The 14,471-nt window shown below is 65.0% G+C and carries 11 protein-coding genes; 4 read left to right on the top strand and 7 right to left on the bottom strand.

Going from position 1 to position 14,471, the window contains the following annotated elements:
* Positions 1-101: 101 nt before the first annotated feature.
* The 4 genes from L6D77_RS05870 to bglX all read right to left on the bottom strand — a co-directional run bounded on the left by L6D77_RS05870 (position 102) and on the right by bglX (position 7,195).
* Positions 102-1,421: an MFS transporter gene (locus L6D77_RS05870; RefSeq protein WP_232882273.1), complete on the bottom strand. Its 1,320-nt coding sequence runs from the start codon at positions 1,419-1,421 to the stop codon at positions 102-104.
* A gap of 280 nt (positions 1,422-1,701) precedes the next feature.
* Positions 1,702-3,036 carry a sigma-54-dependent transcriptional regulator gene (locus tag L6D77_RS05865; protein ID WP_232882274.1) on the bottom strand — a complete coding sequence of 445 codons (1,335 nt, stop codon included), beginning with the start codon at positions 3,034-3,036 and terminating at the stop codon, positions 1,702-1,704.
* Positions 3,030-4,787 carry a sensor histidine kinase gene (locus L6D77_RS05860; protein ID WP_232882275.1) on the bottom strand — a complete coding sequence of 586 codons (1,758 nt, stop codon included), beginning with the start codon at positions 4,785-4,787 and terminating at the stop codon, positions 3,030-3,032. Before L6D77_RS05860 ends, L6D77_RS05865 begins: the two co-directional genes overlap by 7 nt.
* Before the next feature lie 116 nt (positions 4,788-4,903).
* On the bottom strand, positions 4,904-7,195 hold the full coding sequence (bglX, locus tag L6D77_RS05855; protein WP_232882276.1) for a beta-glucosidase BglX: 2,292 nt from the start codon (positions 7,193-7,195) through the stop codon (positions 4,904-4,906).
* A gap of 200 nt (positions 7,196-7,395) precedes the next feature.
* On the opposite strand from bglX, the gene L6D77_RS05850 reads away from it, so the two are divergent.
* The 4 genes from L6D77_RS05850 (at position 7,396) to L6D77_RS05835 (ending at position 10,253) form a co-directional block, all read left to right on the top strand.
* Positions 7,396-8,004, top strand: a complete 609-nt coding sequence (locus L6D77_RS05850; RefSeq protein ID WP_232882277.1) for a TPM domain-containing protein — start codon at positions 7,396-7,398, stop codon at positions 8,002-8,004.
* A 99-nt stretch (positions 8,005-8,103) separates the two neighbouring features.
* Positions 8,104-9,324: a class I SAM-dependent methyltransferase gene (locus L6D77_RS05845; protein WP_232882278.1), complete on the top strand. Its 1,221-nt coding sequence runs from the start codon at positions 8,104-8,106 to the stop codon at positions 9,322-9,324.
* 168 nt (positions 9,325-9,492) lie between these two features.
* Positions 9,493-9,765 (top strand): hypothetical protein, encoded by a 273-nt coding sequence (locus L6D77_RS05840; protein ID WP_232882279.1) that lies wholly within the window; start codon positions 9,493-9,495, stop codon positions 9,763-9,765.
* Entirely contained in the window at positions 9,765-10,253 is a 489-nt protein-coding gene (locus L6D77_RS05835; RefSeq protein ID WP_232882280.1) for a helix-turn-helix transcriptional regulator, read from the top strand. The genes L6D77_RS05840 and L6D77_RS05835 overlap by 1 nt, the downstream gene beginning before the upstream one ends.
* A 46-nt stretch (positions 10,254-10,299) precedes the next feature.
* On the opposite strand, the gene L6D77_RS05830 is transcribed toward L6D77_RS05835, so the two are convergent.
* The 3 genes from L6D77_RS05830 to L6D77_RS05820 form a co-directional block, all read right to left on the bottom strand.
* Entirely contained in the window at positions 10,300-12,852 is a 2,553-nt protein-coding gene (locus L6D77_RS05830) for a TonB-dependent receptor (RefSeq protein WP_232882281.1), read from the bottom strand.
* A gap of 117 nt (positions 12,853-12,969) precedes the next feature.
* A complete protein-coding gene (locus tag L6D77_RS05825; protein ID WP_232882282.1) occupies positions 12,970-13,917 on the bottom strand; it encodes a FecR family protein in 948 nt (315 codons plus the stop codon).
* Entirely contained in the window at positions 13,914-14,447 is a 534-nt protein-coding gene (locus L6D77_RS05820) for an RNA polymerase sigma factor (protein ID WP_232882283.1), read from the bottom strand. Before L6D77_RS05820 ends, L6D77_RS05825 begins: the two co-directional genes overlap by 4 nt.
* Between the last annotated feature and the right edge of the window lie 24 nt (positions 14,448-14,471).

Genomic DNA, 14,471 nt, shown 5'->3' with positions numbered 1-14,471 from the left:
GCTCATTTAGTGAGCCGACTACGTCTGCTATTCGGCTCACACCCAATAAAAAGGGGCGCCCTGTTATCCGGAGCGCCCCTTGTTCATTGCAGTGCCGCTGATCAGTCAGTGGTGATCCGCGAATGCTGCTTGGTGTCCTTCATGGTCGCGTATACCAGCAGCGAGCAGGCGATGCAGCCGGTGACGTACCAGTAGAAGCCGGTTTCCATGCCGTTGCTCTTGAACCACAGGGCCACGTACTCGGCAGTACCGCCGAAGATCGACACGGTCAGCGCGTACGGCAGGCCGACGCCCAGGGCGCGGATTTCGGTGGGGAACAGCTCGGCTTTGACCACGGCGTTGATCGAGGTGTAGCCGCTGACGATGATCAGCGCGGCCATGATCAGGAAGAACGCGCCCCACCAGGTCTGCACGGTGTGCAGGGTGCTGAGGATCGGCACGGTGAACAGGGTGCCGAGCACGCCGAAGGCGATCAGGATCGGGCGACGGCCGATCTTGTCGGACAGCCCGCCGATGATTGGCTGCAGGCACATGAACAGGAACAGCGTGGCCGCCGAGATGGTGGTCGAGTCGCTGATGCTCATGCCCACGGTGTTGACCAGGTACTTCTGCATGTAGGTGGTGTAGGTGTAGAAGGCCAGGGTGCCGCCCATGGTCAGGCCGACCACGGTCATCAGCTCTTTGGGGTGGCGCATCAGGGTGCGCATCAGGCTTTCCTTGGACTTCTCTTTCTTGGTGAAAGAGGCGGTCTCTTCCATGCCGCGGCGCAGGTACAGGGCAACCACCGCGCACAGCGCGCCGATCACGAAGGGTACGCGCCAGCCCCAGGCATACAGCTGCTCGGTGGTGAGCGTCTGTTGCAGGATGATCAGCACCGCCAGGGCGATGAGCTGGCCGGAAATCAGGGTCACGTACTGGAAGCTGGAGAAGAAGCCACGGCGTTCCTTGCTGGCCATCTCGCTCAGGTAGGTGGCCGAGGTGCCGTATTCACCGCCCACCGACAGGCCTTGCATCAGGCGCGCGACCACCAGCAGGACCGGCGCGGCAACGCCGATGGTTTCGTAACCAGGGGTGAGGGCGATGACCAGGGAGCCGGCGCACATCAGCAGTACCGAGGCCATCAGCGCGGCCTTGCGGCCTTTGCGGTCGGCGTAGATACCCATCAGCCAGCCGCCGATCGGGCGCATCAAAAAGCCCACGGCGAAGATCGCGGCGGTGTTGAGCAGTTGCGCGGTAGTGTCGCCGGCGGGGAAGAAGGCTTTGGCGAAATACAGCGAGAACGCGGCGTAGACGTACCAGTCGTACCATTCGACCATGTTGCCGATGGAACCACTGAAGATCGATTTGAGGCGGCTGGCGGTGGTTTTTTCCGCGGCAGGCGCGGCGGCCGCCCCGGTGGGCAGGGTGCTGGCGTTATCCATCAGGGATACCTTCTCGTTGTTTTTGTGGAGCGCGCTCGGGGCGCAGCTTGAGAAGGGTTTTGCAGGAGCTGTGCCAAATGGGTGCGGGGTGATCCATTTGGGGGCGCCTTGCGCCCCGTCGCGGCACAAGGCCGCTCCTACAGGCCTTGCCGTGCCTGGGCTCCCGCGATCCCTGTAGGAGCGGCCGTGTGCCGCGATGGGCTGCAAAGCAGCCCCGACGATCCAACAGGCAATAAGCGAACTTCCGCTCATTCCCCTGATTCAATAAGCGGAAATCCGCTCATTCGCTACCGAGAAAGTCCTCACGCACCAGCCCATGCCGCTGCATCTTCTCGTTCAGCGTACGCCGCGGCAGTTGCAGGGCCTCCATCACCCCCTTGATCTCGCCCTTGTGCTGGCGCAGCGCCGCACGCAGGCACTGGGCTTCGAAGGCCTCCATCTGCTCGCCCAGCGACTGCCCGCCTGGCAGGCTCTCAAGGTTCGGCGAATCCAGCCCCAGGGCATGACGCTCGGCGGCATTGGCCAGCTCACGCACATTGCCCGGCCAGTCGTGGGCCAGCAGTTGCGCCAAGCGTCCTCCACTGACCGGTGGGGCATGGCGGCCCAGGCGTTCGGCGGCGGTGCGGGCGAAGTGTTCGAACAGCAGCGGGATGTCTTCACGCCGCTCGCGCAAGGGCGCCAGGCGCAGCTCGGCAACGTTGAGGCGGTACGCCAGGTCTTCGCGAAAGCGCCCGGCGCGGGCCTCTTCAAGCAGGTCCGGCTTGGTCGCGGCAATGATGCGCAAGTCGACGGCGATGCTCTGGTTGGCGCCCAGGCGCTCAAGTTTCTGCTCCTGGATCACCCGCAGCAGCTTGGCCTGCTGGGCCAGTGGCATGCTTTCGATTTCGTCGAGGAACACGGTGCCGCCGTTGGCGTATTCCAGCTTGCCGATGCGTTTGCCCTGGGCGCCGGTGAACGCGCCGCTCTCATGGCCGAACAGCTCGGCCTCGAACAGGGTTTCGGGGATCGCCGCGCAATTGAGCGCGACGAAGGGCTTGTCTGCGCGCGGGCCGAAATCGTGCAGGCAGCGCGCCACCCGCTCCTTGCCGCTGCCGGTCTCGCCACGGATCAGCACGTTCACCGGCAGGCTGGCCAGGTCCAGCACCTGCCGGCGCAGCTGTTGCAGCCCTTGGGACATGCCGAGCAGGCTGCTTTCCAGTTGCGCCTTGAGGTCGGCCTGTTCGTGCAGGCGCCGGTTCTCCAGCACCAGCTGGCGCTTTTCCAGGGCGCGGCCGAGGCTGCCCAGCAGGTGTTGCGGGGTGAAGGGTTTTTCCAGGAAGTCGTAGGCGCCGTTGCGCATGGCCTCAACCGCCATGGGCACATCGCCGTGGCCGGTGAGCAGGATCACCGGCAGGTCGGGGTCATCCTGCTGCAGCCGTTCGAGCAGTTGCATGCCGGAAAGCCCCGGCATGCGCACGTCGCTGAGGATCACCCCGGGGAAGTTGCGCGGCAGCTGCGCCAGGCAGTCCTCGCCACGGGCGAACAGTTGCACGCTGAAGCCCGAGAGGCTCAGCCACTGTTCCACGGCGCTGCGGATACTGGCTTCGTCATCGACGACGATCACTGAATTCAACATACCGGCTCCAGGTCACGGGGAAGCGTCAGGCTGAAACGCGCGCCGCCCGGCAGGTTCTCGACCTGCAGGCAGCCGCCGGCATCGACCACGATGCCGTAGGAAATCGCCAGGCCCAGGCCCAACCCTTCACCCACCGGCTTGGTGGTGAAGAACGGGTCGAACACCTTGGCCAGGTCGGCAGGCTCAATGCCGCCACCGGAGTCGAGTACGCTCAGGCGCCACTGGCCATCGTCGAGTTCGATGCGGATCTCCAGGCGTTTGTAGCGCTTGTCGGCCATGGCGTCGAGGGCATTGCGCAGCAGATTGATCAGCACCTGCTCCAGGCGGATCGCATCGCCGCGCACCCAGGCCGGGCGGGCCAGGTACAGCGCCACGTCGACCGCTTCGGCGTGGATGCGCGCATCGAGCAGGTGCAGCGCCTGGTCGACCACCGTGGCCAGGTCCAGGCGCTCGCGCAGCCCACCGGGGCTATTGCGGGCGAAGGTCTTCAGGTGGCCGGTGAGCGCGGCCATGCGCGTGAGCATCTGCTCCAGCGGCTCCAGGGCCTGGCGCGCCTGGTCGTAACGGCCATGGTCGAGCAGCAGGCGCAGGGTTTCCAGCTGCATGCGCTGGGTGGTCAGGGGCTGGTTGATCTCGTGGGCCAGGGCGGCGGACATCTGCCCCAGCGCCGCCAGCTTGGCCGATTGCACCAGGCCTTCCTGGGCGGTGCGCAGTTCGCGGGTGCGCTCCTCGACCTGGCGCTTGAGCTCTTCGCGGCTGCGCTGGCGCAGGCGGGCCAGGCGCAGGCGCTGGCTGACGAACAGCGCGGCGAACACCAGGGTCAGCCAGATCGCGGCGGCGGCCAGGGCGGCGTTACGGCCGTCCTCGGCGACCTGCGGCTTGCGCAGCAGGTGCAGGGTCCAGCCTTCGGCTTCCAGTGGCAGGCGCTCCCACAGGTATTCGGCGGCGCCGTCGGGGCCTTGCACGCGGGTCAGGTGGCTGTTGTCGGCGAAGCGGGTCAGGGCCTGGTGTTGCAGGGGCACCAGCGGCTGTTTGTCGTACTGGCGGGTTTCGGCCAGTTCGGCGCGGTCGGCGCCGCTCAGCGGCTGCAGTTCGCGGTAGCGCCAGCCGTCCTGGTTGGCGATGAAGGTGATGCCGCGGGCGTCGCTGACCAGCAGGATATCGCTGCCCTGGCGCCACTCGCGTTCAAGTTCGGGGAACTCCAGCTTGACCACCATGGCGCCGAGGAAGCGGCCATGCTCGTCGTTGACCGCGCTGGCCAGGAAATAACCCGGCACCCCGCTGGTCACACCGACCGCGTAGAAGCGGCCGCTGCCCTGGCTGCGGGTTTGTTTGAAATAGGGGCGAAAGCCGTAGTTGGAGCCGACATAGGTGGTCGGCAGGCGCCAGTTGCTGGCCGCGATGGCCAGGCCGGTACGGTCGAGCAGCTCCAGGGTGGAGGAATTGGCGGCGCCGTTGATGCGTTCGAGCTTGCGGTTCAGGGTGTCCTGCACCTGCTCGGTGACTGGGCCGCGCAGGGCGGCTACCAGCTCCGGGTCCAACGCCAGTACGGCGGGCAGGGCGCGGTAGCGTTCGATCAGGGTGTGCAAGGTGTTGGCGTACAGGCCCAGCTGCTGGCTGGCCCGCTGCGCGTCGGCCTGCATCGCCTCGCGCTTGGCCTGGTGCATGGCCCAGCCGGCGCTGAGGCCGGTGCCGACCAGGATCAGCAGGATGATCAGCCCCAGACGCAGGGCGCGGAAGGAAGAGGGCATGGGGCGGATCCGGGATTTCGGTTGTCAGGTCCGGCCTTTTCGCGGGTAAACCGGCTCCCACAGGTACAGAGGATCCTGTGGGAGCGGGTTTACCCGCGAAGAGGCCGGCTCAGGTGTTACAGCAGCTCGAAGCTCTGCTGCTGCACATCCTGCGAGTCCAGGCCGATCTGCACATTGAACTGGCCAGGCTCGGCCACCCGCTGCAGTTGGCCATTGTAGAACTTCAGGTCTTCTTCACTGATGTCGAAGGTCACGGTGCGGGCTTCACCGGCCTTGAGCATCAGTTTCTGGAAGTTCTTCAGCTCTTTCACCGGGCGGCTCATCGACGCGCTCTGGTCCTGCAGGTACAGCTGCACCACGGTCTCGCCGTCACGCTTGCCGGTGTTTTTCACCGTGATCTTGGCCTTGAGGGTTTCGCCGCGCTTGAGCTCGGTGCGCGACAGGGTCAGGTCGGTCAGGTCGAAGCTGGTGTAGCTCAGGCCGTAGCCGAACGGGTACAGCGGGCCGTTGGGCTCCTCGAAGTATTGCGAGGTGTAGTTGCCCGGCTTGCCTGGGGTGAACGGGCGGCCGATGCGCAGGTGGTTGTAGTACATCGGGATCTGCCCGACCGAGCGCGGGAAGGTAATGGCCAGGCGGCCCGACGGGTTGTAGTCGCCGAACAGCACGTCGGCGATGGCGTTGCCGCCCTCGGTGCCGCTGAACCAGGTTTCGAGGATCGCGTCGGCCTGCTCGCGCTCCCAGGCGATCGACAGCGGGCGGCCGTTCATCAGCACCAGCACCAGGGGCTTGCCGGTGGCCTTGAGCGCCTTGATCAGGTCGCGTTGTACCGCCGGGATTTCCAGGGTGGTGCGGCTCGATGATTCGTGGGACATGCCACGGGATTCACCGACCACGGCCACCACCACGTCGGCCTGCTGGGCGGCCTTGACCGCTTCGTCGATCAGCACGGCGGCCGGGCGCAGGTCGTTGACGATCTCCGGGGCATCGAAGTTGAGGAAGTTGAGGTAGTCGAACATGGCCTTGTCGCCGGTCACGTTCGAGCCTTTGGCGTAGACCAGCTTGGCCTTGCCCTCGACGGCGCGGCGCAGGCCTTCGCGTACGGTGACCGAGTGCTGTGGCTTACCGTCGGCGGCCCAGCTGCCCATCATGTCGATGGGGGCGTCGGCCAGTGGGCCGACCAGGGCGATGGTGCCGGCCTTTTTCAGCGGCAAGGTCTGCTCGCGGTTCTCCAGCAGCACCAGGCTGCGGCGTGCCACGTCACGGGCGGCGTCGCGGTGCAGGCGGTTCTCGGCGTAGTAGTCGGCTAGGTCGGTCTCAGGCTTGCCCATGCGCACGTACGGGTCCTTGAACAGGCCCATGTCGTACTTGGCGCCCAGCACTTCGCGCACCGCCTGGTTCAGCTCGCCCTGGCTCACTTCGCCGGACTTGAGCAGGCCTGGCAGCTCTTCGCCGTACAGGGTGTCGTTCATGCTCATGTCGATGCCGGCCTTGATCGCCAGCTTGGCCGCTTCGCGACCGTCGCGGGCCACGCCATGGCGGATCAGTTCCTGGATGGCGCCGTGGTCGCTGATGGTCACGCCCTTGAAGCCCCACTCCTTGCGCAGCAGGTCGTTCATCAGCCAGGTGTTGGAGGTGGCCGGCACACCGTTGATCGAGTTCAGCGCCACCATCACCCCGCCGGCACCGGCGTCCAGCGCGGCGCGGTAGGGCGGCAGGTATTCGTTGTACATCTTCGGCAGGCTCATATCGACCGTGTTGTAGTCGCGCCCGCCTTCCACCGCGCCATACAGGGCGAAGTGCTTGACGATGGCCATGATGCTGTCGGGCTCGGCCGGGCTCTTGCCCTGGAACGACTTGACCATCACCTGGCCGATCCGCGAGGTGAGGTAGGTGTCTTCGCCGAAGCCTTCACTGGTACGGCCCCAGCGCGGGTCGCGGGCGATGTCGACCATCGGTGCGAAGGTCATGTCCAGCGAGTCGGCGGCGGCCTCGATGGCCGAGGTGCGGCCGACCTTGGCGATGGCGTCCATGTCCCAGGAGGCGGCCAGGCCCAGGCCGATCGGGAAGATGGTGCGCTCGCCATGGATGGTGTCGTAGGCGAAGAACATCGGGATCTTCAGGCGGCTGCGCATGGCGGCGTCCTGCATCGGTCGGTTCTCGGGGGCGGTGCGCGAGTTGAAGGTGCCGCCGATGCGCCCGGCGGCAATCTCTTCGCGGATCTTCTCGTGGGGCATCTCGGGGCCGATGCTGATCAGGCGCAGCTGGCCGATCTTTTCGGCCTCGGTCATCTGGCTGACCAGATGGTCGATGAATGCCTGCTTGTCTTGCAGGGGCGGGGCGGGGGGGGCGGCAAAGGCCGCCTGACTGGCAAGGCCCATGGCCAGGCCCAGCAAAGACAGTTTCATCATCAATTCCGTTGTTGAGTAGGGCGGTTGGCCGAGAGGTTTCGTACGCCTGTTGTTCTGGAGCCCGCTGGCGATTTTCTGGATCATTCGTCCATGATCCGACGCAGCCGCGGATTATGCCTTATATGAAGCGCTTGTTGAGATACACTCTCGCCACCCCGATGCCGGGATAACAACGATAAGAACGCTCGAGAGACGATGGCATGACCGAATACGAACAGCGCCAGATCGCCGAGGCGATCGCACGCGTCGAGCGGCGCACCGACGCGGAGCTGGTGACCGTGCTGGCGCGCCGCGCCGACGACTACCCCTATTTACCCCTGCTCTGGGCCGCGCTGCTGGCGCTGGTCATCCCGCTGCTGCTGCACCGCTGGCAGGGCGGGATCGGCCTCAACGGCCTGTTGCTGGCGCAGATGCTCACCTTCGTTACCTTGTGCCTGTTGTTGCGCCATCCACGCCTGGCCGCCTGGGTGGTGCCGGCGATCCTGCGCCGTCGACGCGCTTCCGGGCTTGCCCGGCAGCAGTTTCTTGAGCTCAATCTGCAGCGCACCGCTGGGGCCACCGGGGTGCTGATCTTCGTCAGCGAGGCCGAGCGGCATGTCGAGATCCTGGTCGACGAGGGGATCGCCCGGCACCTGCCGCCCCAGGCCCGCGAAGCGATCGTCGCGCGGTTTACCGAGCAGGTCTGCCAGGGCCATACCTTGCAAGGTTTCGTCGACTGCATCGAGGCCTGTGGCGAACTGCTCAGCGAACACGTGCCGCCCACCCACGCGCGCAACGAGTTGCCCAACCGCCTGGTGATCCTCGATTGAACCGCGCCCATCGCGAAAACCTTCGCGATGGGCGGTCAGCGACGTAGAATGCGCGGCATTGCGCAACGCGCTCCCCGCATTCCGAGGCACCCGCTCCCCATGTCGTCGACTACTTCCGCCCCCACCGCGCCGGATGCGCGCGCCCAGTTCCTGAGCCTGCTGGCCGATGCCCTGGCCGATGGCAGCCTGGCCAAGCTGGTGCTGGCCCGCCACGTGGGGGCCGACCAGACCCTGCAGCGGATCATCGCCAAACTGGTGCAGCTCAAGGGCGAGGCCTGCCTGCAACTGGTCTACCGCCACCAGACCCGCGACATCACCCGCAACCTGCCATTGGGCCAGGCGCAGGCACTGGTGGCCGAGCTGCTGCCGGAGAGCTTTCGCAACGCTCACCTGTTCACCGGTGAGGGTGAAGTGCAACTGGAGTTCAGCAAGAAGGGCAAGCCGATGTTGCGCCGTCACCTGGCCCAACAGGCTCCCCGAGAAGCGGCGGCAGGTGGGCATGACCGCGAGAAGAAGCGCTATCTGGAACTGTCGCGGCCCTTCCTGCGCGACCTAGGGGTGACCGACGCGCAAGGCGCGTTGATCCCGTCGATGTCGCGCAAGTGGAAGCAGATCAACAAGTTCATCGAGGTCTTCGACCACGCCCTGGCCAGCGCGCCGGTGGCTGCCGAACAGGTGCTGCGGGTAGCCGACTTTGGCTCGGGCAAGGGCTACCTGACCTTCGCCATGCACGACTACCTGCGCAACACCCTTGGGCGTGAGGCAGAGGTCACCGGCGTAGAGCTACGCCCGGACATGGTCGAGCTGTGCAACGCCGCTGCTGCGCGCCTGGAGCACTCGGGGCTGGTGTTCGAATGCGGCGACGTGCGCAGTGTGGTGCCGGAGGCCATCGAGGTGATGATCGCCCTGCATGCCTGTGACATCGCCACCGACTATGCCATCCACACCGGCATCCGCTGCAACGCGGCGATCATCATGTGCTCGCCGTGCTGCCACAAGCAGATCCGCCCGCAATTGCACAGCCCAGGGTTGCTGCAGCCGATGCTGCAGTACGGCCTGCACCTGGGCCAGCAGGCCGAGATGCTCACCGACAGCCTGCGCGCGCTGTACCTCGAAGCCTGCGGCTATGAGACCAAGGTCTTCGAGTTCATCTCGTTGGAGCACACCAACAAGAACAAGATGATCCTTGCGGTCAAGCGTCGCCAGGCGCAGGACAATGCCGCACTGCTGGAAAAAATCGCCGAGCTCAAGGCGTTCTACGGGGTGCGCGAGCATTGCCTGGAAAGCCTGTTGCGCGCGGATGGGTTGATTGCCGGGTGACCTGCCAGGCGCGTCAGTTTCGCTGTTTCTAATAGGACATCTCCGGTAACGCCGCTTCGGCATTTTGAACGACCAAAGCGGGCCTAGGCTGGCTTGAGAAACGTTCGTCGGCAACTTTAGGTTGTCGATTGACAACCATTTTCTCTTGCCCATACTGGAGCCCAGCCAATGGCCCGACCCGCTCACCCCAACAAGGAAGTTGAACACACCCTGAAACACGCCGAGGCGCAGGGTTGGCGAGTCACGGTGGGCGGTGGCCATTGCTGGGGGCGCATCTACTGCCCCTTGAACGATCGCGATTGCCGCTGTGGCGAGTTCTGCATCACCAGTGTGTGGAGCACGCCCAGAAACCCTGGCACTTTTGCCCGCATGCTGCGGCGCGTGGTGGACAACTGCACATCGGCGCGCCCGCACACCCCTGCGAATCCGGAGCCTAAGTGATGGAATACGAATTCACCCTTAAATACCAACTGGCCGGCGACGAAGACCTCGACGCCCTGGTCGAGCGCCTGGGGCAGGGCGGTTGCGATGACGCAGTGGTCGGCATCGGTCAGCCAGGCCGGCTGGCGTTGGCCTTTGCGCGGCAGGCCGACTCTGCCCTTGAAGCCCTGCAAAGTGCCCTGGCCGATGTGCAGCGCATTGTGCCGCAGGCCCAGCTGATCGAAGCCACACCCGACCTGGTCGGCCTGACCGATGTGGCACAGCTGGTGGGCGTGTCGCGGCAGAACATGCGCAAACTGATGCTGGCCCACTACCGCAGCTTCCCGGCGCCGGTGCATGACGGCAGCACGGCGCTCTGGCACCTGGCCGATGTCCTGGCCTGGATGCAGGCGCGCGGGACCTATCCCGTGGCCCAGACCATCCTGGACCTGGCCTTTGCAGCAATGCGCGTAAACGTCGCCAGCGCCTACCAGCGGTTGGCCGAGTAAGCAGCACAAACCCTCGCGCAATGGCTCGTGAGGGTTTCGCCCCCCATCAGAAGAACCGCGTTACGCTGACCTTGGCGTTGCGCCCCACGGTGTACGCGTTTTCTCCCGACAGCTCCGGACGAATCGCTTTGTTGAACAGGTTGTCCACGGTCAGGTTGACCTCTGTACCTTTCAGGTAGCGCTGCTGCGGCTTCCAGTTGGCGAACAAGCCGTGCAGCTCGTATTTTTCGTTGCCGAAGTTGTCGTAGTAGCGGTCACCCAGCGCACTGGCCGGGCCATCGAAATACTTGTCGCTTGGCAGGTGGTGGGTGGCCCCCACGAATTGCGCGGTCCAGCCAATCCGGGCGTCCCAGGCGGGGATCTTCACGCCCAGGGTGGCGATCCATTTGGGCGCCGGCACATCCTTGGCCCATACATCTGGCCCCCAGGGGTTGGTGTAGGCGCCCTCGTGACGGCCCTCCATCCAGGCATACGACAGCGCGCCGAACATATAGGTGGCGTCGTAGAAACTTTCGATCTCGAAGCCTTTGTAGTTGGCGTCACCGATGTTGCGGTAGTTGCCCATCAGGCCGTTGCCACAGGTATCGGAGATGTTTCCGCCGGTGACCATCTGTTGCTGGCAACCGATGCCAGTGGCCTTGAAGATCTCGTTGGTGATCTTGTTCTGGAACAGGGTAGTGCGGATCTGCGCGCTGTCGCCCTGGGTGAACACATTGTTGAAGTTGCTGATGCTGCCGACACGTATACCGGTGATGCGCTCGGGGTCCAGGTCGCGGCTGGTGGCGGTGCGGCTGCCCAGTCCCTGTACCTCGTACTGCTCGTCCAGCACCGGAGCGCGCCAGGTCTTGCTGTAGTCGGCGAACAGCGCGGTCTGCTCGGTCATCTTCCAGAACAGCGACAGGCGCGGCGACCAGCCGCTGTAGGTCTTGGCGCTGTAGTCATGCCCGGCCGCCGGATTGTTGTAGTAGGGTGCGTCGTTGGGTTTGCCACGATTGGTGACGTGGTCGTAGCGCAGCGACGGAGTGACAGTCAGGTCGCCTAGCGTGATGGCGTCCTGCAGATAGTAGCCCTGGCTGTCGACCTGGCCGCTGGGCATGAAGTACGGCTGGTAGTTGCCGTAGTTGTATTTGGGCACTTCATAACTCTTGCCGGGCATCCACATCTGCGTATCGCGATCGTGGCGGCGCACCTGCACTGCGCCGGTAAGTGCGTGCTCCAGTGGGCCGGTGAGGAAAGTGCTGGTGTTCTTCACTTCGAGCGTGCGGTCCTGGTACTCGGTGTCCATCTTGCGGCCACCGGTGGAGGGCTGGAAGAACGCGGTGGCATCACGCTCGTCGGTTTGCCGGGTGTCGGACTCGGAGTATTTGACCTGCAAGTCGACCCAGGGGTTGTCGATCGGCTGATACTTGTAAGTGGCCGACCAGGTGGTGTCGACGGTTTCGCGGTTGGCCAGGAAGCGCTTGAGCGCACCTTCGTAACCGTATTTCTTGATGTCCGCCGCCGAAGGCGGCGCGGGGAAGGCAGTGGCGGCAAAGGTGGTCCAGCGCTCGCTCTGCGCGCGCGACCAGGAAAGCCCCAGGCTGTGCTCGTCGGTGAAGTGGATGTTGGTCTTGAGCAATGCGCCATCCAGGTCCAGAGCACTGTAGGGCAAGCGCTGCGGGTTGATCGGCCAGCGGCCGGTCGGATCGGGCAGGCTGTCGGCCATCTTCAGGTTGCCGCCGTCACGTTTGGTGAAATACACCAGGCCATCGATGCGGCCATCCTCGGTGCGGCCGAACAGGGCCGAGCTGTAGATCTGCTGATGGTCGTTGCTGGCGTAGCCATACTTGACCATGGCGCCGCTGTTGCGGCCTTCCTGCAGCAGGTCGCTGGCATCCTTGGTTTCCATGTTGACGCTGCCGCCAAAGCCGCCGTTGCCGGTCTTGACCGAGTGCGGGCCCTTTTCTACCTCGATGTGCTTGATCAGCTCGGGTTCGATGAAGATGGTGCCTTGCTGGTAGCGCTCGAAGCCGCTCTTGGTCGCACCGTCGACGGTCATCGGCACGTCTTCGGCATCGCCCAGGCCCCAGATGTTGATGGTCTGGCCGCCGGGCTTGGCCGAGCCGCCCATGTTCACCCCAGGCAGGGTCGCCAGCACGCTGGGGATATTGCTTGGCTGGTAACGGTCGATCTGTTCCTGGTCGAGGGTCGAGCGCCCGACGCTGCTGGCGTCGACCTGTTGCCCGTCACCGACGATGCTCAGGGCGCCAAGCTGAATGCTGTTGTCGGCACTGGGGGCGTCTTCACGCAGGCGAACCACGAAGGTATTGCCCATGCGTACCACGTTGAAACGGCTGCCGACCAGCAGTCGGGCGATGGCCGCCTCGGCCTCGAAGTCGCCCTTCAGCGCCGGGGCCAGGGCTGTGCCCAGCTGCGCTTCGTCGAACAGCAATTGCACCTTGGCCTGTTGCGCCAGTTGGCTCAGTGAGCGTGCCAGTGGCTGGGCGGGTAGGTCGACGGGCATCGGCGCAGCCTGGGCGCCCAGGCTCATGGCCAGGCACAGGGCAAGCAGGGTAGGACGGGCGGGCAGGTGGTGCAACGGACGCAACGCGGACAACATGAATTCCCCCAAATGGCAAAAGGCCGAAAAAACCTGCCGTCATGGGGCAGGCGGGGAGGAAGACGTGGCGTTGCGAAAAAACCTCACCTGCGAATGATAAAAATTCTCAAATTATTTTTACCGACGCTCGATGCGCAGCCGACCGTCGGCCAACAGTGTGTTTTTCACTGGCAACAGGGCCGGCAGCGCATTGAGCAGCGCGTCCGGGTCATGCACGTCGAGGTTGCCAGAGACCTTGTAGCGGCCCAAGGCTGGATCCGCGAGCAGCACCGGCTGCTCGCGGTACAGGCTCAGCTCGTCGATCAGGCTGGCCAGCTCGCGGTTGCGAAAGCTCACCTGGCCGTTGCGCCAATCGGCAATGGGCTGTTCGCTCAGCGCTTGCTGCGCAAGGGTGCCGCGGGCCAGGTCGTAGGTGGCACCCTGCTGGGCGCTCAGCAGCAAAGGCGCGTGGCGTTCACCGAGTGCTTCGAATGCAACCTGGCCGTGGGCGACGCGCACTTCCAGTTCGCGCTCGCCACGCCGCAGGTCGAAGCCGGTCCCGACTACCCGCACGCGGGCGCTGCCGGCATCGACGAACAAAGGGCGCTCCTTGTCGGCGGCAACCTCGATGTACAGCTGGCCGTGGTCCAGGTGGATCACCCGCCGCTCGGCGTTGAAGTCCAGGCGCAGCCGGGTATGGGCATTGACGTACAACTGGCTGCCGTCGGGCAAGTGCAGGTTCTGCATGCCCTGGCTGGCGGCGATGTGCTGGCTGAGGGCGGCGCTGCCCGCACCGGGGTTGCCCACGAGCAGCATGCACACCAACGCCGCCGCTGCCGCAAGGGCCGGGCGCAAGGGCGTGGCGCGTTGCGCCGGTAGGGGCACGGGGCGGCTGGCTTGCTTGAGCGTTGCCAGGTCATCCCACAGTTGCTCGAACTGGCGGTAGGCGCGGGCATGCTCGGCAGTCTGCATCCACTGGGCAAAGGCGTCGCGCTCACCCTTGGACGGTGTGTTGCGGTTGCGGCTGAACCAGCTTGCCGCCTGCGTGTCGACCAGGTTTGGGTCGAATTCGTCAGTAGGGGTCATGGGGACTGCTCCGTGCCGGTCTTACTGTCCAGATGTTGCTTGCACTGCAGCAGGGCGGCGGCGATGTGTTTCTCGACCATGCTGACGGAAATGTTCATGCGTTCGGCAATCTCGGCCTGGGTCAGGCCCTCGAAGCGATGCAGCATAAGGGCTTGCCGGCGCCGCGGCGAGAGTTCGCCAAGTGCCTGGCGCAATTGTGCCAGCCGCTGCTGGTGTTGCGCGTGGTCCAGCGGGTCGTTGCCGGGCTGGGCCTGTTCGTCGATCGAGGCGTCGTCTTCCAGCACGGCGTGGCGAACCTTTTGCCGGCGCCAGTGATCACTGAGCAGGTTGCGCGCCACCTGGAACAGGAAGGCGCGGGGCTGCTCCACCTTAGCCCGTTCACGGTAACCCAGCCATTGGGCGAACACATCCTGGGTCATGTCCGCGGCATCGCTGGCATTGTCCATGCGCTTGCGCAGGAAGTGCAGGATCTCGGCATAGAAACCACGACAGGTTTCCTGGGCGAAAGGGTCGGGTTTCAGGCGCTGCATGCACGCTTTCCGGGGCTGGCCAGG

The organism is Pseudomonas parasichuanensis (genome assembly GCF_021601385.1).
In the GTDB taxonomy this organism is placed as follows: Bacteria; Pseudomonadota; Gammaproteobacteria; order Pseudomonadales; family Pseudomonadaceae; genus Aquipseudomonas; species Aquipseudomonas parasichuanensis.
Note: the sequence above shows the minus strand (reverse complement) of the source record. Positions and strands in the feature narration are given on the sequence as shown.